General features: G+C 59.1%; 28 protein-coding genes. 18 read left to right on the top strand and 10 right to left on the bottom strand.

Going from position 1 to position 25,155, the window contains the following annotated elements; genetic code table 11:
- Positions 1–10: 10 nt before the first annotated feature.
- On the bottom strand, positions 11–1,591 hold the full coding sequence (locus tag TSA66_RS11115) for a Re/Si-specific NAD(P)(+) transhydrogenase subunit alpha (protein ID WP_040040075.1): 1,581 nt from the start codon (positions 1,589–1,591) through the stop codon (positions 11–13).
- Positions 1,592–1,700: 109 nt separating this feature from the next.
- Positions 1,701–2,066 (bottom strand): aspartate 1-decarboxylase, encoded by a 366-nt coding sequence (panD, locus tag TSA66_RS11110; RefSeq protein WP_040040074.1) that lies wholly within the window; start codon positions 2,064–2,066, stop codon positions 1,701–1,703.
- Between the two features lie 503 nt (positions 2,067–2,569).
- Between panD and TSA66_RS11105 the strand changes: the two genes are divergently transcribed.
- From TSA66_RS11105 to bfr, 6 genes are all read left to right on the top strand, one after another.
- On the top strand, positions 2,570–3,052 hold the full coding sequence (locus TSA66_RS11105; RefSeq protein WP_040040073.1) for an NUDIX hydrolase: 483 nt from the start codon (positions 2,570–2,572) through the stop codon (positions 3,050–3,052).
- Entirely contained in the window at positions 3,045–4,160 is a 1,116-nt protein-coding gene (gene mnmA / locus TSA66_RS11100; RefSeq protein WP_040040072.1) for a tRNA 2-thiouridine(34) synthase MnmA, read from the top strand. The genes TSA66_RS11105 and mnmA overlap by 8 nt, the downstream gene beginning before the upstream one ends.
- A gap of 145 nt (positions 4,161–4,305) precedes the next feature.
- Complete coding sequence (locus tag TSA66_RS11095) at positions 4,306–5,268, top strand: hypothetical protein (protein ID WP_040040071.1); 963 nt, start codon at positions 4,306–4,308, stop codon at positions 5,266–5,268.
- 264 nt (positions 5,269–5,532) lie between these two features.
- Positions 5,533–5,700: a hemin uptake protein HemP gene (gene hemP / locus TSA66_RS11090; protein ID WP_232429561.1), complete on the top strand. Its 168-nt coding sequence runs from the start codon at positions 5,533–5,535 to the stop codon at positions 5,698–5,700.
- 65 nt (positions 5,701–5,765) lie between these two features.
- Positions 5,766–5,981: a (2Fe-2S)-binding protein gene (locus TSA66_RS26160; RefSeq protein ID WP_084199484.1), complete on the top strand. Its 216-nt coding sequence runs from the start codon at positions 5,766–5,768 to the stop codon at positions 5,979–5,981.
- Positions 5,982–6,318: 337 nt separating this feature from the next.
- Complete coding sequence (gene bfr / locus TSA66_RS11085) at positions 6,319–6,789, top strand: bacterioferritin (protein WP_040040069.1); 471 nt, start codon at positions 6,319–6,321, stop codon at positions 6,787–6,789.
- Positions 6,790–6,864: 75 nt separating this feature from the next.
- Here the strand turns inward: bfr and TSA66_RS11080 are convergent, their stop codons facing one another.
- A complete protein-coding gene (locus TSA66_RS11080) occupies positions 6,865–7,473 on the bottom strand; it encodes a glutathione S-transferase family protein (RefSeq protein ID WP_040040068.1) in 609 nt (202 codons plus the stop codon).
- A gap of 177 nt (positions 7,474–7,650) precedes the next feature.
- On the opposite strand from TSA66_RS11080, the gene purB reads away from it, so the two are divergent.
- The 5 genes from purB to TSA66_RS11055 all read left to right on the top strand — a co-directional run bounded on the left by purB (position 7,651) and on the right by TSA66_RS11055 (position 11,372).
- Positions 7,651–9,018 (top strand): adenylosuccinate lyase, encoded by a 1,368-nt coding sequence (purB, locus tag TSA66_RS11075; RefSeq protein WP_040042450.1) that lies wholly within the window; start codon positions 7,651–7,653, stop codon positions 9,016–9,018.
- A 105-nt stretch (positions 9,019–9,123) separates the two neighbouring features.
- A complete protein-coding gene (locus TSA66_RS11070; RefSeq protein ID WP_040040067.1) occupies positions 9,124–9,651 on the top strand; it encodes a cytochrome b in 528 nt (175 codons plus the stop codon).
- A gap of 30 nt (positions 9,652–9,681) precedes the next feature.
- Positions 9,682–10,254, top strand: coding sequence for a YceI family protein (locus tag TSA66_RS11065; protein ID WP_052452243.1), 573 nt, complete (start codon positions 9,682–9,684; stop codon positions 10,252–10,254).
- A 22-nt stretch (positions 10,255–10,276) separates the two neighbouring features.
- The gene (locus TSA66_RS11060) at positions 10,277–10,846 is read left to right on the top strand and encodes a YceI family protein (RefSeq protein WP_040040066.1); all 570 of its coding nucleotides are present in this window, start codon (positions 10,277–10,279) and stop codon (positions 10,844–10,846) included.
- Positions 10,847–10,922: 76 nt separating this feature from the next.
- On the top strand, positions 10,923–11,372 hold the full coding sequence (locus tag TSA66_RS11055; protein ID WP_040040065.1) for a MarR family winged helix-turn-helix transcriptional regulator: 450 nt from the start codon (positions 10,923–10,925) through the stop codon (positions 11,370–11,372).
- 62 nt (positions 11,373–11,434) lie between these two features.
- On the opposite strand, the gene secF is transcribed toward TSA66_RS11055, so the two are convergent.
- From secF to queA, 5 genes are all read right to left on the bottom strand, one after another.
- Positions 11,435–12,373: a protein translocase subunit SecF gene (secF, locus tag TSA66_RS11050; protein ID WP_040040064.1), complete on the bottom strand. Its 939-nt coding sequence runs from the start codon at positions 12,371–12,373 to the stop codon at positions 11,435–11,437.
- Between the two features lie 57 nt (positions 12,374–12,430).
- Positions 12,431–14,293: a protein translocase subunit SecD gene (gene secD / locus TSA66_RS11045; RefSeq protein WP_040040063.1), complete on the bottom strand. Its 1,863-nt coding sequence runs from the start codon at positions 14,291–14,293 to the stop codon at positions 12,431–12,433.
- A gap of 67 nt (positions 14,294–14,360) precedes the next feature.
- Positions 14,361–14,627 (bottom strand): preprotein translocase subunit YajC, encoded by a 267-nt coding sequence (gene yajC, locus TSA66_RS11040; protein ID WP_052452649.1) that lies wholly within the window; start codon positions 14,625–14,627, stop codon positions 14,361–14,363.
- 210 nt (positions 14,628–14,837) lie between these two features.
- On the bottom strand, positions 14,838–15,965 hold the full coding sequence (tgt, locus tag TSA66_RS11035) for a tRNA guanosine(34) transglycosylase Tgt (protein WP_040040061.1): 1,128 nt from the start codon (positions 15,963–15,965) through the stop codon (positions 14,838–14,840).
- Positions 15,959–16,981: a tRNA preQ1(34) S-adenosylmethionine ribosyltransferase-isomerase QueA gene (gene queA / locus TSA66_RS11030; protein ID WP_040040060.1), complete on the bottom strand. Its 1,023-nt coding sequence runs from the start codon at positions 16,979–16,981 to the stop codon at positions 15,959–15,961. The genes tgt and queA overlap by 7 nt, the downstream gene beginning before the upstream one ends.
- Before the next feature lie 176 nt (positions 16,982–17,157).
- Between queA and recG the strand changes: the two genes are divergently transcribed.
- The 6 genes from recG (at position 17,158) to TSA66_RS11000 (ending at position 22,462) form a co-directional block, all read left to right on the top strand.
- The gene (gene recG, locus TSA66_RS11025; protein ID WP_040040059.1) at positions 17,158–19,245 is read left to right on the top strand and encodes an ATP-dependent DNA helicase RecG; all 2,088 of its coding nucleotides are present in this window, start codon (positions 17,158–17,160) and stop codon (positions 19,243–19,245) included.
- A gap of 135 nt (positions 19,246–19,380) precedes the next feature.
- Positions 19,381–20,328 (top strand): hydrogen peroxide-inducible genes activator, encoded by a 948-nt coding sequence (locus tag TSA66_RS11020; protein WP_040040058.1) that lies wholly within the window; start codon positions 19,381–19,383, stop codon positions 20,326–20,328.
- A 91-nt stretch (positions 20,329–20,419) separates the two neighbouring features.
- Positions 20,420–21,274, top strand: a complete 855-nt coding sequence (gene ubiA / locus TSA66_RS11015; RefSeq protein WP_040040057.1) for a 4-hydroxybenzoate octaprenyltransferase — start codon at positions 20,420–20,422, stop codon at positions 21,272–21,274.
- A 102-nt stretch (positions 21,275–21,376) separates the two neighbouring features.
- A complete protein-coding gene (locus tag TSA66_RS11010) occupies positions 21,377–21,694 on the top strand; it encodes a DUF883 family protein (RefSeq protein ID WP_040040056.1) in 318 nt (105 codons plus the stop codon).
- 4 nt (positions 21,695–21,698) lie between these two features.
- Positions 21,699–22,064, top strand: a complete 366-nt coding sequence (locus TSA66_RS11005; protein WP_040040055.1) for a phage holin family protein — start codon at positions 21,699–21,701, stop codon at positions 22,062–22,064.
- Positions 22,061–22,462: a YqjK family protein gene (locus tag TSA66_RS11000; RefSeq protein ID WP_040040054.1), complete on the top strand. Its 402-nt coding sequence runs from the start codon at positions 22,061–22,063 to the stop codon at positions 22,460–22,462. Before TSA66_RS11005 ends, TSA66_RS11000 begins: the two co-directional genes overlap by 4 nt.
- 30 nt (positions 22,463–22,492) lie before the next feature.
- Here the strand turns inward: TSA66_RS11000 and proC are convergent, their stop codons facing one another.
- Complete coding sequence (gene proC, locus TSA66_RS10995) at positions 22,493–23,317, bottom strand: pyrroline-5-carboxylate reductase (RefSeq protein ID WP_040040053.1); 825 nt, start codon at positions 23,315–23,317, stop codon at positions 22,493–22,495.
- 1 nt (position 23,318) lies between these two features.
- Complete coding sequence (locus TSA66_RS10990; protein WP_040040052.1) at positions 23,319–24,023, bottom strand: YggS family pyridoxal phosphate-dependent enzyme; 705 nt, start codon at positions 24,021–24,023, stop codon at positions 23,319–23,321.
- A gap of 66 nt (positions 24,024–24,089) precedes the next feature.
- On the opposite strand from TSA66_RS10990, the gene TSA66_RS10985 reads away from it, so the two are divergent.
- On the top strand, positions 24,090–25,133 hold the full coding sequence (locus TSA66_RS10985) for a type IV pilus twitching motility protein PilT (RefSeq protein ID WP_040040051.1): 1,044 nt from the start codon (positions 24,090–24,092) through the stop codon (positions 25,131–25,133).
- Positions 25,134–25,155 lie beyond the last annotated feature (22 nt).

Below are 25,155 nucleotides of genomic sequence, written 5' to 3'. Positions count from 1 at the left end.
CCTCCCTTTATTATTTGCGGAACATCGCCAGCATGCGGCGGGTAACGGCGAATCCGCCGAACATGTTGATCGCCGTGAGCACGATGCCGATCACAGCCAGCCAACGGATCCAGTCGCCCGGACGCTCGACGCCTGCACCCAACGGTGGCGCGATCTGCACCAGCGCGCCGATGGCGATAATGCTGGAAATCGCATTGGTCACGCTCATGAGCGGCGTATGCAGGGAAGGCGTGACGTTCCACACAACCATGTAACCGACGAAGCAGGCCAGCACAAACACCGTGAAGTGCCCGAGGAACGCTGCCGGCGCATAGGCGCCAATGAGCCAGAAAAGCACGGCAGCCACGCCGAACAGGATCGCGATACGGGAGCCCGAGGCCGGCTCACTCGGCGCGCCATGGCCATGAGCCTTGGGCGCGGCAGCCACGGCCGGCTTGGCCGCGGGCGCTGCCGGCAGCTTGGGTGCCGGCGGCGGCCATGTGACCTCGCCGTCCTTGATCACAGTCAGGCCGCGGATGGCGCCGTCTTCCATGTTGACGTTAATGGTGCCGTCTTTGGTCTTGCACAGCTCCTCGGTCAGGCGCAGCAGATTGTTCGCGTACAGCGTCGAGGATTGCTTCGACAGGCGGCTGACAAGATCCGTGTAGCCGACGATGGTCACGCCGTGCTTTACCACCGCCTGACCAGGCTCGGTCAGTTCGCAGTTGCCGCCCTGCTCGGCCGCCATGTCGACGATGACGCTGCCCGGTTTCATGCTCTTCACCATGTCGGCAGTGATCAGCTTGGGTGCTGGCTTACCGGGGATCAAGGCGGTAGTGATGATGATGTCCACCTCCTTGGCCTGCTTGGCATACATCTCGCGCTGGGCCTGCTGGAAGCCCTCACTCATCACCTTGGCGTAACCACCACCTCCGGAACCCTCTTCCTCGTAATCGACCTTGACGAATTCCCCCCCTAACGACACGACTTGGTCGGCCACTTCAGCACGGGTGTCATTGGCGCGCACGATAGCACCCAGGCCTGCAGCGGTACCGATTGCCGCCAGACCGGCTACACCTGCGCCTGCGATGAAGACCTTGGCAGGCGGAATCTTGCCGGCTGCGGTTACTTGACCGCTGAAGAAGCGGCCGAAGGCATTGGCAGCCTCGATGACGGCCCGATAGCCGGCAACGCCGGCCTGGGAGGTCAACGCATCCATCTTCTGGGCGCGGCTTAACGTGCGCGGCAGCGAATCGATGGCCAGCACGGTCGCCCTCTTCGCCGCCAACTGTTTCAACAGTTCAGGGTTCTGCGCCGGCCAGATGAAGGAAACCAGTGTCCCGCCTTCGCGCATCAAGCCTACTTCCTCGGCGCTCGGTCCACGCACCTTGAACACGATGTCGGAGGTCGCCCACAGCGTAGCCGCGTCATTGACGATCTGAGCGCCTGCAGCACGGTAGGTATCGTCGCTGAAGTTGGCGGCGTCGCCAGCACCGGATTCGACGGCCACCGAAAAGCCCAGCTTGATGAGCTTTTCAACGACGTCGGGAACGGTCGCAACGCGCTTTTCTCCTGGAAAGACTTCTCTTGGTACTCCAATCGTGAGAGGCATACCTCTTTCTCCCTGTTGTTATATGCGAGTTTGTCGGGCTGAGGGAACGACCAATGCGGCGTGTTCCCTGCTATGTATTAGATAAGGATGGTGCTTTCGTCTATCCTCGTTACGACTGCTTTTTTAATCCCGTGATCTGGTTTTTTTCGTCCACAAACACGACCTTCGGGACGTAGGTTTCCACTTCGGCGTCATTCATCGGCGCGTAGGTGCAGATAATCAGCAGATCGCCCAAGTGGGCGCGACGCGCGGCCGCACCATTGAGGGAAATTTCGCCGCTGCCGCGCTTTCCCTTGATTGCATAGGTCGAAAAGCGCTCGCCATTGTTGACATTGTAGAGTTCGATTTTTTCGAATTCCCTGATGTCGGCGGCTTCCAGCAGGTTTTCGTCGATTCCGCACGACCCCTCGTAATGCAAGTCGGCCTGGGTGACGGTGACTCGATGGATTTTTGACCGAAGCATGATGCGCTGCATTTTTTTCTCCTAATTGTGCAAATCCACGCCACCCCGAATAAAACGGGCGCCGTGGTGCACGGTAAGCTGATGTACTTAAAGCGAGTTATTTCTCAATCGATACAAACCTTATGGGCATATCGATCTTACCCGCAATATTCCGGCAGAAATGCCGATTCTCATCGGTTTTCACCAATGATGCGAAATCTTACGTTGATCTTACACGGAAATGAAAAATTAGCACAACCGTTCTTTTTTATTTGGTGCCCGGCTGGGCATTCAAATTCGGCGTCTCCCCCGCCTCGATTGAATTGAGTGGAATGGCAAAAAGTTAATAATTATTTAATTATTCATTCTGCCGGGTTATTAAGGCATTTGCCAATTTATCCCGCTATTGAATTGCGGAACATCAATACCTTTTCCAGTGCTCAGCCGATCATCCTCCCGCGAATCGTTCACTCGCATTTCCAAGGAACGCACATTACCCCCGTCAAGGTAAAATGGCGCCCACTGTAAGGAACACTATGGACGTTTGGAAACCCTCTGTCACGGTTGCCGCAGTCATCGAACGCGCCGGCCAATTTCTGCTAGTTGAGGAAGAAACGAGTGATGGCATTCGCTTCAATCAACCGGCAGGCCATCTGGACCCCAACGAATCGCTCATTGACGCCGTGGCGCGCGAAACGCTCGAAGAAGCCGCGCACGACTTTACGCCAACCGCCTTGCTCGGCATGTACATGTCGCGCTATCTGTCCTCGCGCACCGGACGCGAAGTCACCTACCTGCGCTTTGCTTTTACCGGCGAACTCGGCCGTGCGCACGACCGCCCGCTCGACCACGGCATTTTGCGCACCGTCTGGATGACGCGCGAGGAAATGCTCGCCTGCCAGGAGAAACATCGCAGCCCATTGGTCTTGCGCTGCGTGGATGATTACCTTGCCGGAAAGCGCGCGCCACTGTCCTTCATCTATACCCATCCGAGCGTCACTGGGGAGCTCAATGGCTAAGAAGCGGGTAGTAATCGGCATGTCCGGCGGCGTCGATTCGTCGGTATCGGCCTGGCTGCTGAAGGAACAGGGGTACGAGGTTATCGGCCTGTTCATGAAGAACTGGGAGGATGACGACAATTCCGAGTATTGCTCGTCGCGCCAGGATTGGATCGATGCCGCCAGCGTCGCCGACGTGGTTGGGGTCGATATCGAAGCAGTCAATTTCGCTGCCGAGTACAAGGACCGTGTATTTGCCGAATTCCTGCGCGAATACCAGGCCGGCCGCACGCCGAACCCGGATGTACTATGCAACGCCGAAATCAAGTTCAAGGCGTTTCTCGATCATGCGATGCTGCTTGGCGCCGACCTGATCGCCACTGGCCATTACGCCCGCGTGCGCGAAGTCCTGGCGGGACCGAATGCCGGGCAATTCGAACTGCTCAAGGCACTCGATGCAAGCAAGGACCAAAGCTACTTTTTGCACCGCCTAAACCAGGCACAGTTATCGAAAACATTGTTCCCGCTCGGCGAAATACCCAAAACGGAAGTACGCAAGATCGCCGAAAAGATTGGCCTGCCGAATGCCAAGAAAAAGGATTCGACCGGCATCTGCTTTATCGGGGAGCGGCCTTTCCGGGAATTCTTGAACCGCTATCTGTCCTATCAGCCGGGGCCGATGATGACGCCCGAAGGCGTCACTGTGGGTGAACATGTCGGCCTGAGCTTTTATACGCTAGGCCAGCGCAAGGGCATCGGACTGGGCGGCATGAAATCGTTCCGCAATGCCGATGGCACCAATGATGCATGGTACGTCGCCCGCAAAGATGTGGAACGTAACATCCTCTATGTGGTGCAAGGCCACGATCACCCCTGGTTGCTGTCGTCATCGCTGCAAGCGGACCAGGCGAGCTGGATTGCCGGCGTACCGCCGCAGCAGGGCGCATTGTCAGCAAAGACGCGTTACCGGCAATCCGATGTGGATTGCGCCTTTTCATCCGGGGAAAGCGATCGCTTCTCGCTACGCTTTCATCATCCTCAGTGGGCGGTCACCCCGGGGCAGTCGGCGGTGCTTTACCAGGGAGATGTCTGCCTGGGAGGCGGTATCATCGGCAGCCAGTCGGAATAGATGGCCTGAGATGTCAATACTTTCGGCTATTAAATTACGCTGATTGCCTGCTATTAATTTACCATTGGCATTCGTTGTATTTTTAGCAAACCGAAATGCTGCCTCTTGGCGCAGCTTCAATTCATCTCATTTCAGGAACGCTGACATGACATCCTCGGCTTCTCGTGCTGTAATCGGCTTCGCGACCGCATCTGCCTTTTTGCTTACTGGTTGTGGCGGTGGCGGCGGCAACGAATCAACCGTACAGACCGACCCGCCCGGCACCACGGCCGTGATTAAATTAGCAAATGCGAGTGATGTTGGCGCGCAAGCTTATTTGGCCATACAAGATGTGAATCGTCAGATTTTCAATATCATCACTGTCGCCAACACGATTTCCGGAAGCAGTTTGCCGGATCCGCACGCTGCCTGCCCATACGGTGGAACAGAAACCCCGACCGTGACGAATGACACCATCAAACTAGTGGACGTCGGTTGTGTGAAAGGACGACTCCTTGACAGCATCGATTTGTCCTTCGACGGCACTACCACCATCAATCTGAGCAACGTCAACGGTACGCGATCCGCAACAACGGCTTGGAACGGCCATCTGGATGTCGCATTTTCCAATGTTACAGTTACCCTCACACTGATTAATGGAAGCAACACAAGTATTAACGTGGGCTCCATGAATGGGAACTTGGCAATTGACTATGAACAGAAGCAATCCAGCGGCGGCGTCGTCAAGAACTTCACAGCCAGCAGCAATTCGCTGCAACTGCCGTCTTCTCTGTACAGTCCGGTTACCGGTCGCACCATTACTGCCACAAATCTTCACGGCTCAATTGGTGTGAGCCCTCCTGATACTTTTGGTACCGACAACATCGTTGTATCGGGTAAATCGAGCAATCTTGGCAATTTCACCTATGCAGTCAAGACCACTACCGACTTCCTGCAAGCAGGCGACTATCCGTCGCAAGGCAACATGACGGTTACCGCGAGTGATAATTCGTCGCTCACTTTCAAGGTGATCGACACCAGCAATGTAGAGCTCAAAGTCGATCGGAATGATGGGAAAATTAATTCTCCTCAGACGGTTGCATGGAGTGATTTGGCTAAACACTTCTAACGTAAGAAGATATACAGCAGCAGGGGGCACATCGTGTCCCTTTTTTTATTCCCACATCTTCCAAACATAGATACCCACGCTTGCAACGGCAATATGAACGTGACATCAATTATGTTCGCCCGTTGCAGCGCTATCACGACGCAAGGCCATTCCGCTGCCTCCTGCAAAATCCCTTGCAATCCCCAGCAAAATACCGAATAATCTAAATAAGACTTATTCGTATTTGCAAAGGAACAAGCAATGGCTCATCCTCCCCGGCAGGCAATGCAATCAGCGCCCCCCCCATCAGACGCTGATTTGAATGCCGCACCGGTGGCCCGGATAAAGAGTGAAGACTTGTTCCGGCAGGCGCGCGAAGTGGAAATCGATCATCAAGGCCGGATTTACCGCTTACGGCTGACACAGCTTAACAAGCTGATCCTGACCGCGTGATCGCTGGGCTGGAGTAAATCGGCGTCGGCGTGACCAGCCATAAGATCTATTTGAAAGGTGCAGCAATGATTGTCTGTGTTTGCCACAACGTCTCAGAGCGGAAAATTCGTGAAGCCGTCGATACCGGGATGACCACGATGCCGGCATTGCGCAATCATCTCGGCGTTGGCACCTGCTGCGGCAAATGCCATTCTTGCGCCAAGACTGTTTTGCGCGAATGCCTTGAAGAACGCGAGTTGGAAGCGCAACCATCCGCCTTTTCCCCAGCACTTGCGGCCTGAAGGTAGATTTACTCCTTTCCCCCTTGCGGTAACGACATCCTTATTGGCGGACGAACATCCGTATAGTATCCGGCCGCGCTAGTTCATTGCGATCTGTCTATAGCCTTCCCCTGCGCTTTACCGATAATGATGTGCCGGAAAGCGCCATGCAACGATCATGTACCGCGTTCGCAATCTGGACGAATGATATGCCGTCTCAATATGCGAATAATTCCTGCTAACGAAATGCAGGGGCATGATGGAAATGCCAATCCGGTGCACTATCATGATTAGACGCCAGCTCGTTTAGCCCGTCAGTCCATCAAGTCAATTTCGATCCATTACTTGCGAGGCATACATGAAAGGTGATCCCAACATCATCAAGCTGCTCAATGCGCAGCTCACCAACGAACTCACCGCCATCAACCAGTATTTTCTTCACGCCCGCATGTACAAGCATTGGGGCTTGGAGAAAATCGCCAAGAAGGAATATGAAGAATCGATCGACGAGATGAAGCATGCGGACAAGCTGATCAACCGCATCCTGATGCTGGATGGCTTGCCGAATCTGCAAGCACTGAACAAGCTGCTGATCGGCGAGTCGACCCAAGAAATGCTCGAGTGCGATCTGAAGGTGGAACAAGGCGCGCAACAAACGCTCAAGGATGGGGTTGCCGCGTGCGAAAAGGCTGGCGATTACGTATCGCGCCAAATCTTCCAGGAGATTCTCGACGATACGGAAGAGCATATCGAGTGGATCGAGACGCAACTGGAGTTGATCGGCAAGGTGGGGCTGCAGAATTATCTGCAGTCGCAGATGGGCGAATAAGCGGCGCAGACAAGCATCGAAAAACAAAGGGCAACCGTGAATGCGGCTGCCCTTTTTGTTGTGCGCTTATTCGAGCTATTGCGGGATAGTGTCCTTGAACGACTGACGCTCGGACAACTTGTCAAACAGCTTGGCGAGATTCGGATAGGCGTCGCGCCAGTCGATCTCCGGAAAGCGGAACGACAGCCAGCCGAGCGCACATCCGACTGCCACATCGGCCAGGGTGTAATGGTTACCGGAGCAGAACGCCGTGTCCTTCAGGCCAGCCGACATCGCCTTCAGCCCGGAATGCACTTTGTCCATCTGCCGCTTGATCCATTCCGGGCTTTGCTGCGATTCGGGACGCAGGGTCTTTTCAAGACGGACCGATACGCCGGCATCGAGCACGCCATCGGCCAGCGCTTCCCAACATTTGATTTCGGCGCGTTCGCGGCCGTTGGGAGGAATCAGCTTGCCCACCGGAGTGAGCGTGTCGAGGTATTCGACGATCACGCGTGAATCGAACATCGCGCCGCCATCTTCCATGATGAGGCACGGCACTTTACCGAGCGGATTGGATTGCTGAATCTTGGTATCCGGCGCCCAGACGTTCTCCAGAATCAGCTCGTAATCGAGCTTTTTTTCCGCCATCACGATACGGACTTTGCGGACGTAGGGACTAGAGAGAGAACCGATGAGTTTCATAGATGCGTATGGTATGAATTGATGGCGATTATAACATTGAGGTACCTCACGTTATCGCCCCGCCCCGCGCTGCCTCTTCGTCAGGGACGGAATTTACGTCGCGGCACGAATGGTAAAATGGCGGATTGCAGCGCCGTTCCGCCGTTAATTATTATTTACCTCTCCGTTTTCAATATCATGTCGCTTTCCCCTCTCTCTGCCCTCTCGCCGCTGGACGGCCGCTACGCCGCCAAGACCGACAAGTTGCGCCCGATCCTGTCCGAAGCTGGCTTCATGCACCACCGCGTCAAGGTTGAAATCGCCTGGCTGCAAGCATTGTCGAATGCCGGCTTTGCGGAAATCAAACCGTTTTCTGCTTCTGCCAACGCGCTCCTGGACAAGCTGGCAAACGAGTTTTCCGAAGCGGATGCGGAACGCATCAAGGCAATCGAAGCCGTGACCAACCATGATGTAAAAGCGGTCGAGTACTGGCTGAAGGAAAAGGTGAAGGATGTGCCGGAACTGGTCGCCGCATCCGAGTTCATCCATTTCGCCTGCACCTCCGAAGACATCAACAACACGTCGCACGGCATGATGCTCAAGGCCGCACGCAACGACGTGCTGCTGCCTGCGCTGCACAGCGTGATCGCTAAGCTTACCGACATCGCGCATGAGAATGCAGATTTGCCCATGCTGTCGCGCACCCATGGCCAGCCGGCGAGCCCGACTACGCTGGGCAAGGAAATCGCGAACGTGGTGGCGCGCCTGAAGCGCGCAGAGCAGCGCATCGCTGCCGTGGACATCCTCGGCAAGATGAATGGCGCTGTCGGCAACTACAACGCGCATCTGTCGGCCTATCCGGAATTCGACTGGGAGACTTTCTCGAAGAACGTGATCGAGCAGCGCCTGGGCCTGAGCTTCAATCCGTACACGATCCAGATCGAACCGCATGACTACATGGCGGAATTGTTCGACGCCATCGCGCGCGCCAACACCATCCTGCTCGACCTGAACCGCGACCTCTGGGGCTATATCTCGCTCGGCTACTTCAAGCAGCGCACCAAGGCCGGCGAGATCGGTTCCTCGACCATGCCGCACAAGGTCAACCCCATCGATTTTGAAAATTCGGAAGGCAACCTCGGGCTGGCCAATGCCGTCTTAAAGCACCTGTCGGAAAAGCTGCCGGTATCGCGCTGGCAGCGTGACTTGACCGACTCCACCGTGCTGCGCAATATCGGCGTAGCATTCGGCTATGCGGTGCTGGCCTACGACAGCTGCCTGCGCGGCTTGAACAAGCTGGAAGTCAATCCGGCACGACTGGCGGAAGATCTGGATGCAACCTGGGAAGTGCTGGCAGAGCCGGTACAAACTGTGATGCGCCGCTACGGCATCGAGAACCCTTACGAGCAATTGAAGGAACTCACTCGCGGCAAGGGGATTTCGAAGGATGCGCTGCGCGAGTTCATCAACGGACTGGCCATTCCACAGCAAGCAAAAGAACAACTGCTGGCGATGACCCCGGCGAACTATATCGGTCGCGCAGCAGACTTGGCGCGCAAGATCTAAGCACGCATCCATTCCGTGTTGCAGGTCGTCAATCGACTTCCTGCAACACGGAATTTTTTATGCTATATTGGTTCTAATTCGAACTAATTAACAAAAAGAAACATTATGGCGCAACGCTATTCCCTCCTTGCCATTATGCTTCACTGGCTGATCGCGCTGCTGATCGTGGCTGCATTTGCATTGGGCGTCACGATGGTCGATATCCCCGGCATTACGCCGACCAAGCTGAAATATTTTTCCTGGCATAAATGGATTGGCGTTACCGTGCTGGGCTTGGCGGGCCTGCGGCTGCTGTGGCGCCTGACCCATGCCGCGCCCCCCCATCCGCTCGGCATGCCGGATTGGCAAAAAACGGCCGCGCAGGGATTGCACGGCTTGTTGTATCTGCTGATGTTCGCGGTGCCGGTATCGGGTTATTTCTACAGCTTGGCGGCGGGCGTACCAGTGGTATATCTCGGCGTGCTTCCCCTACCGGTGCTGATCGCGCCGGACCCGGCGTTAAAGCCGCTCCTCAAGCTGGTGCATTACGCACTGAATATGGCGATGCTGGCCGCCGTTGCGCTGCATGTGGCGGCCGCACTCAAGCACCAGTTCATTGATCGCGACGGCGTGCTCAAGCGCATGCTGCCCTGACTTCAACCTGTTCGAAACGAAGGAATAACTATGTCATCCCGCCCCTTGCTGCACCGCGCCGCCATTGTTTCTACCGCTGCCGTGCTTGCGTTCGCCCTGCCCGCCATTGCTGCAGCTCTAAAAACCGATGCCGCCAAGAGCAGCGTTTCGGCCGTATTCAAGCAAATGAATGTGCCGGTCGAGGCGAAGTTCAAGAAATTCAATGCGCAGATCGACTTCAACAGTGCCAAGCCGGAAGCCTCGAAGGCTAGCGTCGAGATCGACGTGCCCAGCTTCGACCTGGGCGACGCGGAATACAACAGGGAAGTGCAGAAGAAGGAATGGTTCAACGGCGCCCAGTTCCCGAAGGCGAGCTTCGTGTCGACCGCCGTAAAACCGGGCGCCGGCGGTAAGTTCGACGTGGTCGGCAAGCTCACCATCAAGGGCAAGACGGCCGATGTCAACTTTCCGCTCACGGTGAAAAAGGAAGGTGCTGGCCAGATTTTCGAAGGCACGCTGCCGATCAAGCGGCTGGCCTATAACGTCGGTGAAGGTGAATGGAAAGACACCAGCATGGTCGCCGATGAAGTTCTCATCAAGTTCCGCGTCGTTACGGCGCAATAAATCTGTCAACCAAGGAGTTTTCATGCAATTCAAGCACCTCGTCGCCGCCGTCATCGCCGCCAGCGCTGCGTCCGCGTTCGCCCAGACCTACACCATCGAGCCGAATCACACCTACCCGAGCTTCGAAGCCGACCACATGGGCATCTCGGTCTGGCGCGGCAAGTTCACTAAAACCAGCGGCACCATCAATCTCGATCGCGCCGCCAAGAAGGGTTCTGTCGACATCGCTATCGATGCCGGTTCGGTCGATTTCGGCCACGCCAAGATGAACGAGCACGCGAAGTCGAAGGACATGTTCAACGTCGAGCAATTCCCGACCGTGACCTACAAGAGCAAGTCGGTCGTGTTTGAGGGTGACAAGCCGGTGGCGGTCGAAGGCGACCTGACCATGCTGGGCGTGACCAAGCCGGTGAAACTGGCAATCAACAAGTTCAAATGCATCATGCATCCGATGCTCAAGCGCGAAGTGTGCGGCGCCGATGCGACTGCCGAATTCAAGCGCACCGATTTCGGCCTGAACTACGGGGTGCCGATGGGCTTCTCGCCGGATGTGACGCTGGCGATTCAGGTCGAAGCAGTGAAAGCCAACTAAGCGGCCGACCTCGCAGCACAAAGCCGGCCACAGTGTGTGCCGGCTTTTTTATGATCCACGCAACGTAAAGAATGACATGGCGAGAGAACGGTATTTGCGCAGCATCCGCCTGCTGGCGGAGTGCTATCACGCATTCGAGCAAATCTCGGATGCCCATGTGCGCACCATGGGACTGACCCTCGCGCAATTCGACATCATCGCCACGCTTGGCAATACCGAGGGTATGTCCTGCAAGGAGCTCGGTGAAAAAACCCTGATCACAAAGGGAACGCTGACGGGCGTGATCGACCGGCTTGAGGCCAAAGGCCTCGTCAAGCGCACCACCAATCCGGATGATCGGCGCTGCATGATCGTGCAGCTGACCGAACAAGGCAAAGCAGAGTTTGAGCGCGTGTTTGTGCCGCATATCCAATTCTGCAAGCAGCCTTTCCTGAACTTCGAGGAACAGGATTTTGCTGCACTGGACAGGGAGCTGGCGAAGCTGAAAAGCCGTCTGGAAGCGATCACCGGCAACGTGGGCACCTAATCGCACACTTGGATAAAAAAATGCCGGCTCATGAGCCGGCATTTTCATTGCAGTTCGTAACGTTATACCACTGCGCCATCGGCGGCATCCTTGTCCTTGACCGGCTTGATCAAGTCTTCGCGCTTGACGCCCAGCCACATGGCAACGGCGGCGGCGACGAACACCGACGAGTAAATGCCGAACAAAATGCCAATCGTCAGCGCCAGAGCGAAGTTGTGCAGCGTCGGGCCGCCCAAGAGCAGCATCGACAACACCATCATCTGGGTGCAGCCGTGGGTGATCACGGTACGCGACATGGTGCTGGTGATCGCGTTGTTGATTACTTCGGTCACCGACGCCTTGCGCAGCTTGCGGAAGTTTTCGCGGATACGATCGAAGATCACCACCGATTCGTTGACCGAATAGCCGAGCACGGCCAGCACACCAGCCAGCACCGACAGCGAAAACTCCCACTGGAAGAACGCGAAGAAGCCGAGAATGATCACCACGTCGTGCAGGTTGGCGATGATAGCTGCTACAGCGTACTTCCACTCGAAGCGCACCGCAAGGTAGATCATCACGCCAATCACCACCATCGCCAGTGCCGACAGGCCGTCGTGCGCCAGTTCTTCACCGACTTGCGGGCCGACGAATTCGACACGCCGCAATTCGACATCGGCGTCCTGCGTCTTCAGGGTCGACATCACCTTTTCGCTCAGCTGCGCCGAGGTGGAGCCCTTTTGCACCGGTAGGCGGATCATCACATCCTGCGCGCGGCCGAAGCTTTGCACCTGGACGTCGGAAAAGCCCAGTCCTTCAACCGACTTGCGGATGCCTTCCACGTTAGCCGCACGCGGGTAAGTCACCTCCATCACGGTGCCGCCGGTGAACTCGATCGACAAGTGCAGGCCCTTATGCCACAGGAAGAACACCGCGGCGACAAAGGTGAGCGCTGAGATCACGTTGAACACCAGCGCGTGGCGCATGAAAGGAATATCTTTTTTGATGCGGAAAAATTCCATGTCGAATCCTGTTATTCGGTTTCTCTGTTCTCCCCCAGGCAGGGGGAGAAGCGTTCCTTAAGCCTGGCCCGATTTCCAGATCTGGCCGATCGATACCGACGCCAGCTTCTTGCGGCGGCCGTACCACAGATTGACCACCCCGCGCGAAACGAACACGGCGGAGAACATCGACGTCAGAATGCCCAGCACGTGCACCACGGCAAAGCCGCGGATCGGGCCGGAACCGAACGCATACAGCGCAATACCCACAATCAGGGTCGTCACGTTCGAGTCGAGGATGGTTGCCCACGCCCGCTCGAAGCCGGCCGCGATTGCCGCCTGCGGCGTGTTCCCGGCGCGCAGTTCTTCGCGGATGCGTTCATTGATCAGCACGTTCGAGTCGATCGCCATGCCAAGCGCCAGCGCAATGGCCGCCATACCCGGCAGCGTCAGCGTGGCCTGCAGGCCCGACAGCAAGGCCACCAGTAACAGCAGGTTGGTGCCCAAGGCCAGCACGCTGAAAAAGCCGAACAGCATGTAGTACAGCATCATGAACGCCGCGATTGCGCCAAAGCCGTACAGCGTCGAATCGAAGCCTTTCCTGATGTTGTCGGCGCCGAGTTGCGGGCCGATGGTGCGTTCCTCGATGATTTCCATCGGCGCAGCCAGGGAGCCTGCGCGCAGCAGCAGCGCCAAGTCATTGGCCGCCTCGGGCGTGCCCATGCCGGTGATCTGGAAGCGCGCGCCGAGCTCGTCGCGGATGGTTGCCACCGTCAGCACTTCGCCCTTGCCCTTCTCGAACAGTACGATGGCCATCAGCTTGCCGATCTTGTCGCGCGTTGCTTCGCGCATCTTGCGGCCGCCGTCGCCGTTCAGATCGATGCCGACCGCCGGCTGCTGATTCTGGTCGAAGCTCGCCGTTGCATTGGAGATGTAGTCGCCGGTAATAACAGGGTCCTTGTACAGCACTACCGGTGCACCCTTGCCGACCTTGAACAGTTCGGAGCCGAACGGCACCGCGGCGGTTTCCTCGGTGCCGCGCGTGACAGTCTCGTCGACCATGCGCACTTCCAGGGTCGCGGTACGGCCGATGATGTCTTTGGCGCGCGACACATCCTGCACGCCGGGCAACTGCACCACGATGCGGTCCGCGCCCTGACGCTGGATCACCGGCTCGGCCACGCCGAGTTCGTTGACGCGCTTGGAGAGCGTGGTGATGTTTTGCTGCACCGCGTTTTCCACGGTCTGGGTCAGCGCCTGCGGCTTCATGGTCGCCACCAGCTTCAGGTCGGCGCCGTCGGCCGCTTCAGTCAGCGCCACTTCGGACAGTTGCGACGCAAGAACTTCCTTACCTTTGGCAAGCGTGTCGGCATCGCGGAAGCGGATCTCGATGGCATCGCCGTTGCGGCTGATGCCGGAATGACGCACGTTCTTGTCGCGCAACATGGTGCGGACGCTGGTTTGCAGCCCTTGCAGGCGCTTGTTCAAGACCGCCTTGGTATCGACCTGCATCAGGAAATGCACGCCGCCGCGCAAGTCGAGGCCGAGGTACATCGGCAATGCATGGATGCTTTGCAGCCACTGCGGCGTATTCGGCAGCAGATTGAATGCCACGATATAGGTCGGGTCCGCCGCATCGGTGTTCAATTCGTGCTCCAGCAAGGCCTTGGCCCTGAACTGGGTGTCAGGATCGGCAAAGCGCGCGCGTATCGAGCCCTGGGTGCCGGCGACATCGTACTGCACGCTGCCAGGCTTCAGGCCGCCCTTCTGCAGCAGCTGCTCGACGCGGTCCATCATGGCCGGATCGACCTTGACGGTGGCTTTGGCACTGCTGATTTGTACCGCAGGCGATTCACCGAAGAAATTCGGCGCCGTGTACAGCGCGCCGAGGATCAGCGCAACGGCAATGACAATATATTTCCAGAGAGGATAACGGTTCATAGCGATTCAGCTTGGAGATCGGGTGTATCAACGGACCGGCATGAGTTGGGATTCCGGTCCGACCCAATTACAGCGATTTGATAGTGCCTTTTGGCAACAACGTGGAAACGGCAGCTTTTTGCACCACGACTTCCGTGCCGTTGGCGATTTCCACCGTCACATATGCGTCGGTCACCTTGGTCACCTTGCCCAACATGCCGCCGGCAGTGACCACTTCATCGCCCTTGGTGAGCGCGTCCATCATCGATTTCTGTTCTTTCTGACGCTTCATTTGCGGACGGATCATCAAGAAGTACAGTACGACAAACATCAGGATGATCGGCAAAAAGCTCATCAGGCTGCCTTCGGCGCCTGCCGCGGTTTGTGCATAGGCGTTAGAAATAAACACGTTCTACTCCAATTTTTGTGATGAATAACCCGGCATTCTAGCATTCGTCACACGGTTTCCTGACCTTATCGCAAAACCGCGGAAGCCATATTATTTGCCTTGAATTAAGGCCGGAAAAACTGGGTAGCCAGCATGCTCCTGGCTGCCGCATGCCAGTTACACGCCGCGCGCCCGATCGGCATGAAATTGCACGACAAATGCCTGGAAACGATCGTTGTCGATTGCAGCGCGCATTTCGCGCATCAGTTGCAGGTAATAGTGCAGGTTGTGGATGGTATTCAAGCGTGCACCGAGGATTTCGCCGGCGCGGTGCAGGTGATACAGGTAGGCGCGCGAAAAATTGCGGCAGGCATAGCATTCGCACGTCTCATCGAGCGGCTTTTCGTCATCCTTGTAGCGCGCATTCTTGATCTTGAGGTCGCCGAAACGGGTGAAAAGCCAGCCGTTGCGCGCGTTCCGGGTCGGCATTACGCAATCGAACATGTCGACACCGTTGGCCACACCGGCCACTAGGTCTTCCGGCGTGCCCACGCCCATCAGGTAATGCGGCTTGTCGGCCGGCAGGCGCGGGCCGACGTGCGCCAGCACGCGCATCATGTCCTCCTTTGGCTCGCCCACCGACAGACCGCCAATGGCGATGCCCCCGAAGCCGATTTCCTGCAGGCCGGCCAGCGACTCGTCGCGCAGGTGCTCGAACATGCCGCCCTGCACGATGCCGAACAGCGCGTTCGGATTCTCGCCCCTGTCGAATTCGTCGCGCGAGCGCTTGGCCCAGCGCAGCGACATGCGCATCGACTTTGCCGCTTCCGCTTCTGTCGCGGGACGGCCTTCGATCTCGTACGGCGTGCACTCGTCGAACTGCATCACGATGTCGGAATTGAGCACGCGCTGGATTTGCATCGAGATCTCGGGCGACAAGAACAGCTTGTCGCCATTGATCGGCGAGGCGAACTTGACGCCCTCTTCCGTGATCTTGCGCATGGCACCCAGGGAGAACACCTGAAAGCCGCCAGAGTCGGTCAGCACCGGCTTGTTCCAGCCGATGAAGCGGTGCAGGCCGTCGAATTTGCTAATCACGTCCAGGCCCGGCCGCAGCCACAGGTGGAAGGTATTGCCGAGGATGATTTGCGCATCGATGTCGTGCAATTCGAGCGGCGACATCGCCTTGACCGAACCGTAGGTACCGACCGGCATGAAGATCGGCGTTTCGACCACGCCGTGATTGAGCGTCAGGCGGCCGCGACGGGCGTGGCCGTCGGTTTTGATGAGTTTGAAATTTAGCATGAAGTATTTGTTAAAAGCATCGCATCGCCATAGCTGAAGAAGCGGTAGCGCTTTTCGATGGCGTGCGCGTAGGCGGTACGGATGCGCTGGTAGCCGGCGAACGCGGAAACCAGCATTAATAGGGTCGATTTCGGCAAATGGAAGTTGGTGATCAGGCGATCGACCGTCTTGAAGACGTAGCCGGGCGTAATGAACAGCGACGTGTCGCCGCTGCCGGCCTGCAGCCGGCCCGACTGCGACGCCGATTCCAGCGCCCGCATGCTGGTCGTGCCGACCGCGATCACATTGCCGCCACCGTCTTTCGCCGCACGCACCGCATCGACCGTCTCCGGCAGAATGGTATACCACTCGCTGTGCATCTTGTGCTCGGCCAGGTTCTCGACGCGCACCGGCTGGAAAGTGCCGGCGCCCACGTGCAGCGTCACGTAGGCAAACTGCACGCCCTTGTCGCGCAAGGCATCGAGCAACGGCTGGTCGAAGTGCAGGCCGGCAGTGGGTGCCGCGACCGCGCCCGGCTGTTTCGCGTAGACGGTCTGGTAGCGCTGCTCGTCGAAGTCGTCGGCCGCATGTTCGATATAGGGCGGCAGCGGCAAGCGCCCATGCGCTTCGATCAGGTCGAACACGTCGGACGGGAATTGCAATGTATAGAATTCGCCGGCGCGTTCGCCGACCACGACATCGAATGCATCCGACAGGCGGATTCTGCTGCCGGCCTGCGGCGACTTGGATGCGCGCACCTGGGCATGCACGGTTCGGTTGTCGAGCACGCGCTCCACCAGCACCTCAACCTTGCCGCCGGTTTCCTTCACGCCGAAGAAGCGCGCCTTCAGCACGCGCGTATCGTTGAACACCAACAGGTCGCCAGGCGCAAGCAGCCCGACCAGATCGGCGAACGCGCGGTCCACCAGCGCGTCGCCATCCACGTGCAGCAGGCGGGATGCGCTGCGTTGCGGCAGCGGCAATTGCGCAATCAATTCTTGCGGCAGGTCGAAATCGAAATCGGAAAGCGAGTACATGCTGTAGGCAACTGGGGAGCGAGAGCGCCGCTTGCGGGGGGCAACAGTCATCGGCGGCCGGCGGCGCTGGCAAGACGCCGCCATTTTTGATAACTTTGCCCTACAATGGCAGGCACATTACGCTCAGGCTGGTTAAACCCGCTATTTTACCGTCCTGCCGCCCATTTCGGCCCGATATGCCAGCAACCAAGCGCAAGCCTGCCTCCCCAGCCACCACCAAAGCCAGCGCCAGCGAGAACAAGCTCGCCAAGCTCGGCCTGCGCTCGGACATGGACCTGGTGCTGCACCTGCCGCTGCGCTACGAAGACGAAACCAAGATCGTGCCAATCCGGCAAGCCGCCTTCATCGCGGGCAGCCCGGCGCAGGTCGAAGGCGTGGTAACCGAATGCGACATCCAGTACCGGCCGCGCCGGCAGCTGGTGGTGACGATCGCCGACGACTCCGGCACGCTTGTCATGCGCTTCCTGAATTTCTACGGCAGCCAGACCAAGCAACTCGCCGTGGGCACGCGAGTACGCGCGCGCGGCGAGGTGCGGCACGGTTTTTTCGGCGCCGAGATGGTGCATCCAGCCTACAAGGCCGTCGACGAAGGCGATCCGCTGCCGACCGCCCTCACGCCCGTCTACCCCGCCGGCGAAGGCTTGTCCCAAACCTACCTGCGCAAGGCGATCGCCAATGCCTTGAAGCGCGTGGACTGGCGCGACACGCTGTCGCCGGCCTTGCTGGAGCAACTGAAGCTTGCGCCGTTCGAAGCGTCGGTGAAGCTGCTGCACAATCCGCCGCCGGATATCGACGAAAACGCCTTGATGGAGCGCTCCCACCCCGCCTGGACGCGCATGAAGTTCGACGAATTGCTGGCCCAGCAGCTGTCACTCAAGCGCGCGCAGGAGGCGCGCCGCGCCAAGGGAGCGGCTGCCCTGCCGGTGGTCGGCGATCTCTCCGGCGCGTTCGCGGCGCATCTGCCGTTTCAGCTGACTGGCGCACAGCAGCGGGTGCTGCAGGAAATCCGCGCCGACCTGCGCCAGTCGTTCCCGATGCAGCGCCTGCTGCAGGGTGACGTCGGCAGCGGCAAGACGGTGGTGGCGGCGCTCGCCGCCGCGCAGGCCATCGACAGCGGCTTTCAGGCGGCCCTGATGGCACCGACCGAGATCCTGGCCGAGCAGCATTTCCGCAAGATCGCGCAGTGGATGGAGCCGCTGGGTGTGAAAGTGGCCTGGCTGAGCGGCAGCCTGCGGAAAAAGGAAAAGACCGAAGCGCAGGCAATGATCGAATCCGGCGCGGCGCAGCTCGTGATCGGCACCCATGCGCTGATCCAGGAAGGCGTCGAATTCGCCAAGCTCGGCCTGGTGATCGTCGACGAACAGCACCGCTTCGGCGTCGGCCAGCGTCTGGCGCTGCGCAACAAGGGGCTGGAAGGCGACAACCTGTTCCATCAGCAGACCGTGCCGCACCAGCTGATGATGTCGGCCACGCCGATTCCGCGCACGCTGGCGATGACGTACTACGCCGATCTGGAAGTATCAGTGATCGACGAGCTGCCGCCGGGACGCACTCCGATCGTCACGCGCGTGGTCGACCAGAACCGGCGCGACGAAGTCATCGAGCGCGTGCACGCGGCTGCGCAGGAGGGGCGGCAGGTGTACTGGGTCTGCCCGTTGATCGAGGAATCGGAAGCCTTGCAGTTGCAGACCGCGACCGAAACCCATGCGACGCTGGCCGCAGCCTTGCCCGACCTACAGGTGGGACTGGTGCACGGGCGCATGAAGCCGGCCGAAAAGCAGATCGTGATGGACGGCTTTTCGCGCGGGGAAGTCCATGTGCTGGTGGCCACCACGGTGATCGAAGTCGGCGTGGACGTGCCGAACGCCTCGCTGATGGTGATCGAACATGCGGAGCGCTTCGGCCTGTCACAGCTGCATCAGTTGCGCGGGCGCGTCGGGCGAGGCTCGGCGGCCAGCGTTTGCCTGCTGCTCTACCAAAGCCCGCTGGGGCCGGTTGCGCGGCAGCGCCTGATGACGATGCGTGAAACCACCGACGGCTTCGAGATCGCGCGGCGCGACCTGGAAATCCGCGGCCCGGGCGAATTTCTCGGCGCGCGCCAGTCGGGGCAGGCAATGCTGCGCTTCGCCGACCTACAGACCGATCAATGGCTGGTGGAAAAAGCGCGCGACGTGGCGCACGGGCTGCTGCGCGACGACCCGGCGACGGTGGAGGCGCATCTGGCGCGCTGGCTGGGCGGGCGCGAAGAGTTTTTGAAGGTTTAAGGCAACCGACATCGCGGTCCGCAGGCATTTTCCCCATTTTCCACGCAGTCTTTATACTATGGCGATGACAAGCCGGCCATCGATTGGTTTTTCGACAAGACCGTTCCCTGGCGGACCGAAATCGAGCGGACCCTTATGACTCTTACGGAACTCAAATACATCGTCGCTGTCGCCCGTGAAAAACATTTCGGCCATGCCGCGGAAGCCTGTTTTGTGGCCCAGCCGACCCTGTCGGTCGCAATCAAGAAGCTGGAGGATGAGCTCGGCGTAGTGATTTTCGAGCGCGGCGGCAGCGAAATCTCAATGACGCCGCTCGGCGCGCAAATCGTCGCACAGGCCGAGCGCGTGCTGGAGCAGACGGCTGCGATCAAGGAAATCGCCAAGCAGAACAAGGACCCGCTGGCAGGTCCCTTGCGCCTGGGCGTGATCTACACCATCGCCCCCTATCTGTTGCCGCCGCTGGTCAAGACCATGATCGAGCGCGTGCCGCAGATGCCGCTGGTGCTGCAGGAAAATTTCACGGTGCGCCTGATCGAACTGCTGCGCCAAGGCGAACTGGATGCGGCGATCATGGCCTTACCATTCGCCGATCAAGGTTTGATGGTGCAGCCGCTGTACGACGAGCCGTTCGTCGTGGCGCTGCCCAAGCACCATGCATGGGCCGAGCGCGCGTCGATCCGCGCCGAGGAGCTGAAATCGGAAACCATGCTGCTGCTCGGCACCGGCCACTGTTTCCGCGACCAAGTGCTGGAAGTGTGCCCGGAGATGTCGCGCTTTTCGACCAGCGGCGACGGCATCGCGCGCACCTTCGAAGGCTCGTCGCTGGAAACCATCCGGCATATGGTCGCTTCCGGAATCGGCATCACCGTCCTGCCGCAGGCGTCGGTGCCGGACATGCATGCGAAGGATGGCATGCTGCGCTATGTGCCGTTTGCCGAGCCGGCGCCATCGCGCCGGGTGGTGCTTGCGTGGCGCAAGAGCTTTACGCGCCGGCCCGCCATCGAAGCGATTCGCCAGGCGGTACTGTCGTGCGACCTGCATGGTGCGACCATGCTGCACGACGCGGAAACCGCCGAAGCCTGACCCCGTGCCTGCGGGCGCCTATAATGCGCCGTGCCATGACCAATGCACGCGACAGACGCCTGCCTGTGCCTGACCATTGACCTGATCCGCCATGAACCGTCTTGCTCTCTATTTCCGCCTGATTCGTCTCGACAAACCGATCGGCAGCCTGCTTTTGCTGTGGCCGACGCTGGCTGCCTTATGGCTTGCCTCCAAAGGCAGCCCCGACTGGAAACTGGTGCTCATCTTTACAGTGGGCACGGTGCTGATGCGCTCGGCCGGTTGCGCTATCAATGATTACGCTGACCGCGATTTCGACAAGCACGTCAAGCGCACCGCCGAACGTCCCATCACCAGTGGAAAGATTTCTGCAGGGGAAGCTCTCATGGTCGCGGCGGTGCTGGCCCTGGCCGCGTTTGCGCTGATCCTGCCGCTCAATACGTTGACCAAGGAAATGTCGGTGGCGGCAGTGCTGATCGCGGCAAGCTATCCATACTTCAAGCGCTTCTTCGCGATTCCGCAGGCATATCTTGGCATTGCCTTCGGCTTCGGCATTCCGATGGCATTCGCGGCGGTGCAGGACAACGTGCCGCCAGCAGCCTGGCTGCTCTTGATCGGCAATATCTTCTGGGCAGTCGCCTACGACACCGAGTATGCGATGGTCGACCGCGACGATGACTTGAAAATCGGCATCAAGACCTCGGCGATCACCTTCGGCCGCTTCGATGTGGCCGCAGTCATGCTCTGCTACGCGGTGTCGTTTGCGATCATGCTGGTGGTGGGATGGCAATACGGGTTGCGCGGCTGGTTCCTCGCCGGCCTGATAGTGGCCGCCGCCTGCGCGCTGTATCACTACACCCTGATCCGGGAGCGCGACCGTATGCGTTGTTTCGCCGCTTTTCGCCATAACAACTGGCTCGGCGCGGCCGTATTCGCCGGCATCGCACTCGACTACGCGTTGCGCTAATCCTGCGCCCGCTATGCCCGGCGGTAGTTTGACACCGCACAAAATGAGCCCCGCCCTGTTCCCTACACTGCAAAGAAGCTTGAACAACAGGACGGAGCACGCATGGACACGACCCAGCAAGGCACAGATGTACGCAACAGACTGGTCAACGACCTGAAGCTGGTCATCAAGGACGCGGAAGAATTACTGAGAAGTTCGGGGCAGCAAGTCGATGTAGGTTACCAAGCGGCCCGCGCCAAGTTCGAATCCACCGTCAGCAACGCCAAGAGCGGGTTGACCTCGTTGCAAGGCAACGTCTTTGCAAACAGCCGCGAAGCGCTCGCCAACACCAATCAATACGTGCAGGAACACCCGTGGCAATCGGTTAGCGTCGGCGCGCTGGCAGGGCTGGTATTGGGCATGTGGCTCGGCCGCAGATAACTCCATGATGATTGCCGAATCGGTAGCGCGCCTTGCCGCCACCCTGCTTGCCATCGCACAGACGCGCGTCGAACTGGTCGCGACCGAAGTCGAGGAAGAATCGCTGCGCTATTTTTCCTACCTGCTGATGTCGATGGCCGCCATGTTCTGCGCCGGCGTGGCGATCCTGCTTGGAACCATGCTCATCGTCGTACTGTACTGGGAGTCCAACCGGACCGGCGTGCTGCTGGCGCTGACGGTGCTGTTTGCGTTATCGGCAGCGATGATCGGCCTGCGCGTGCGCAGCCGCTATCGCGGCAAGCCGAAACTGCTCACGCACACGATGACGGAACTGACGCGCGACACCGAGATGTTGCAGCCGCGAACATGAAGACACGCGCCGAGATGCTTGCCTGGCGCAGGCAATTGCTGATTGCCGAAAGCAATATGCAGCGCGCCGAACTCGCGATGCAAGTGCAACCGATTGTGTACACGCTGGCATCGGTAAATATCGGCATGCGCATCCTGGGCCGGGTCAGACAGCATCCCGGCTGGCTCGCCACTGTTGCGCTCGGTGTGCTGGCGATCCGTCCGCACCGGATCTCGTCATTCCTGCGGCTCGGCACAGCCAGTCTGCGTCTGTTGCGGCATGCGGCGCCACTGTTGCAGTCAGCGCCATCCGCGTCGCCGCCCGTTACCATCGTCAGCGGGCCGCACTACGCCGACATCTCGCTGGCCGAGCCTCGTGCACAGGCGTTGCCTACTGCGCGCCGCGGCAAGCCCGGTTAGGCGTTGCCCAGGAATCCGTTGCGCGAGGCCTTAGTCGCACCCGAATTCCTCACCCAGTTCCTTGCCGCGGGCGGCGGCGGCTTTCATCGCCTTGACGATTGCATCCCTGACGCCGCCAGACTCCATGCTGGTCAACGCGGCATAGGTCGTGCCGCCCTTCGACGTCACGCGCTCGCGCAAGACCGAAACCGGGTCAGGCGACTGCGCCGCCAGCTGCGCCGCACCGACGAAAGTCGCAATCGCCAGCTGGGTACCCTGCTCGGCCGTCAGCCCCATTTCCTGCGCCGCCTGCTGCATGGCTTCAATGAAATAGAACACATAGGCCGGGCCGCTGCCGGAGACGGCGGTCACCGGGTCGATCAGGGTTTCGTCGTCCAGCCAGACGGTCGCGCCCACCGCGCGCATGATGGCGTCTGCCGCCATGCGCTGCTGATCCGATACGCCGGCGGTGGCCACCATGCCGGTGATGCCCTTGCCGATCAGGGCCGGCGTGTTGGGCATGGTGCGCACGATGGCGTTATAGCCGTTCAGCCAGCGCGACAGGTCGACGGCACGGATGCCGGCGGCAATCGACAGGATGAGCTGCTTCGACACATGCGGCCGCAGCTTGGCGACCACTTCCTTCATTTGCTGCGGCTTGACCGCCAGCACGACCACATCGCAGGGCGCGATCGCCGCGCCGATTTCCTGGGCCGTGGTCACGCCGAACTGCGCCTGCAATTTTTGCAGCGTGTCGGCATTGATATCGACGACGTGGATGTTGGCGCCGTCGGTGAGCTTGCCGGCCAAGCCGCCGATTAATGCTGCCGCCATGTTGCCGCCGCCTACGAAGGCGATTTTCAGCGCGTTTTTCATTTCACTTTGCATAGTCTCGTTTTCCAAAAATTGCCGTTCCAATCCGTACGATGGTGGCGCCCTCGGCGATGGCCGCTTCCAGATCGGCCGACATGCCCATCGACAGCGTGTCGAGTGCCAATCCTTGTTCGCGCAAGGAGTCGCACAACTGCCGCAGCCGTCGCAACGGTGCGTGCTGCTTGTCCATGTCTTCGGCAGCCTCGGGAATGGCCATCAACCCGCGCAGCGCCAGGCGCGGCAGCATGGATACCGTATTCGCCAATGGCCCAAGCTGCTCCGGCGCCACCCCGCTCTTGCTTTCTTCTCCGCTGATATTGACCTGCAAGCAGATATTCAATGGCGGCAAATGCGCCGGACGCTGCTCGGAAAGCCGCTGCGCGATCTTTTCCCGGTCCACCGAGTGCACCCAATCGAAATGCTCGGCGATCGGACGCGTCTTGTTACTCTGGATCGGGCCGATGAAATGCCACTCCAACAACAAGTCAGGCCGGGAAGCGCGAATTGACGCCATCTTGTCCAGCGCTTCCTGCAAGTAGTTCTCGCCGAAGGCGCGCTGTCCTGCGTCCGCAGCCTCGATCACCGCTTCCGGCCCGAACGTCTTGGACACGGCTAGCAGCGTGACCGTTTGCGGATTGCGCAACGCCGCGCGACAGGCGGCGTCGATACGCGCTGTCACGGCTTGCAAGTTATGAGAAATTGAGGACATAATCTATTGACTTAGTGCAACTTCCAGCCTTCATCATTGGCGCTTTGCCACCCCCTGGGATTATAAATGGACATCTCCGAACTCCTCGCTTTTGCCGTCAAGAATAATGCGTCCGACTTGCATCTCTCGTCGGGCCTGCCGCCGATGATCCGCGTGCATGGCGACGTGCGCAGGATCAATCTGCCGCCGCTGGAGCATCGCGATGTGCACGGCATGATTTATGACATCATGAACGACGGCCAGCGCAAGGCGTACGAAGAAATGCTGGAATGCGACTTTTCATTCGCGATCCCCGGCCTGGCGCGCTTTCGTGTCAACGCATTCAACCAGGACCGCGGTGCGGCGGCCGTGCTGCGTACCATCCCCTCCAAGGTGCTGACGCTGGAACAGCTGAATGCGCCCAAAATCTTTGCCGACCTCGCATTGAAGCCGCGTGGTTTGGTGTTGGTGACGGGGCCGACCGGCTCCGGTAAGTCGACCACGCTGGCGGCAATGATCAATCATCTGAACGAAACCGAATACGCGCACATCCTGACGGTGGAAGATCCGATCGAATTCGTGCATGAATCGAAGAAATGCCTGATCAACCAGCGCGAAGTCGGCCCGCATACGATGTCGTTCAACAACGCCTTGCGCTCGGCGCTGCGCGAAGACCCGGACGCGATCCTGGTCGGCGAATTGCGCGACCTGGAAACCATCCGCCTCGCATTGACGGCGGCTGAAACCGGCCATCTGGTGTTTGGCACCCTGCATACTTCGTCGGCGGCGAAAACCATCGACCGTATCGTCGACGTATTCCCGGCGGAAGAAAAGGAAATGGTGCGCGCGATGCTGTCGGAGTCCCTGCAGGCGGTGATTTCGCAGACGCTGCTCAAGACCAAGGATGGCAGCGGCCGCGTCGCGGCACATGAAATCATGCTCGGCACCCCGGCGATCCGCAACCTGATCCGGGAAGCAAAAGTTGCGCAGATGTATTCCGCGATCCAGACCGGCAGCAATGTCGGCATGCAGACGCTGGACCAGAATCTGACCGATTTGGTACGCCGTAATGTGATTTCCGCGGCGACGGCACGAGCTGCCGCAAAGACACCGGAAAACTTCCCCGGATAAAATAGAGCTCGCTTCATCAAGG

Source organism: Noviherbaspirillum autotrophicum (genome assembly GCF_000818395.1).
Taxonomy (GTDB): Bacteria; Pseudomonadota; Gammaproteobacteria; order Burkholderiales; family Burkholderiaceae_D; genus Noviherbaspirillum; species Noviherbaspirillum autotrophicum.
The sequence above is the reverse complement of the archived record's forward strand: the minus strand, read 5'-3'. Positions and strand labels throughout refer to the sequence as shown.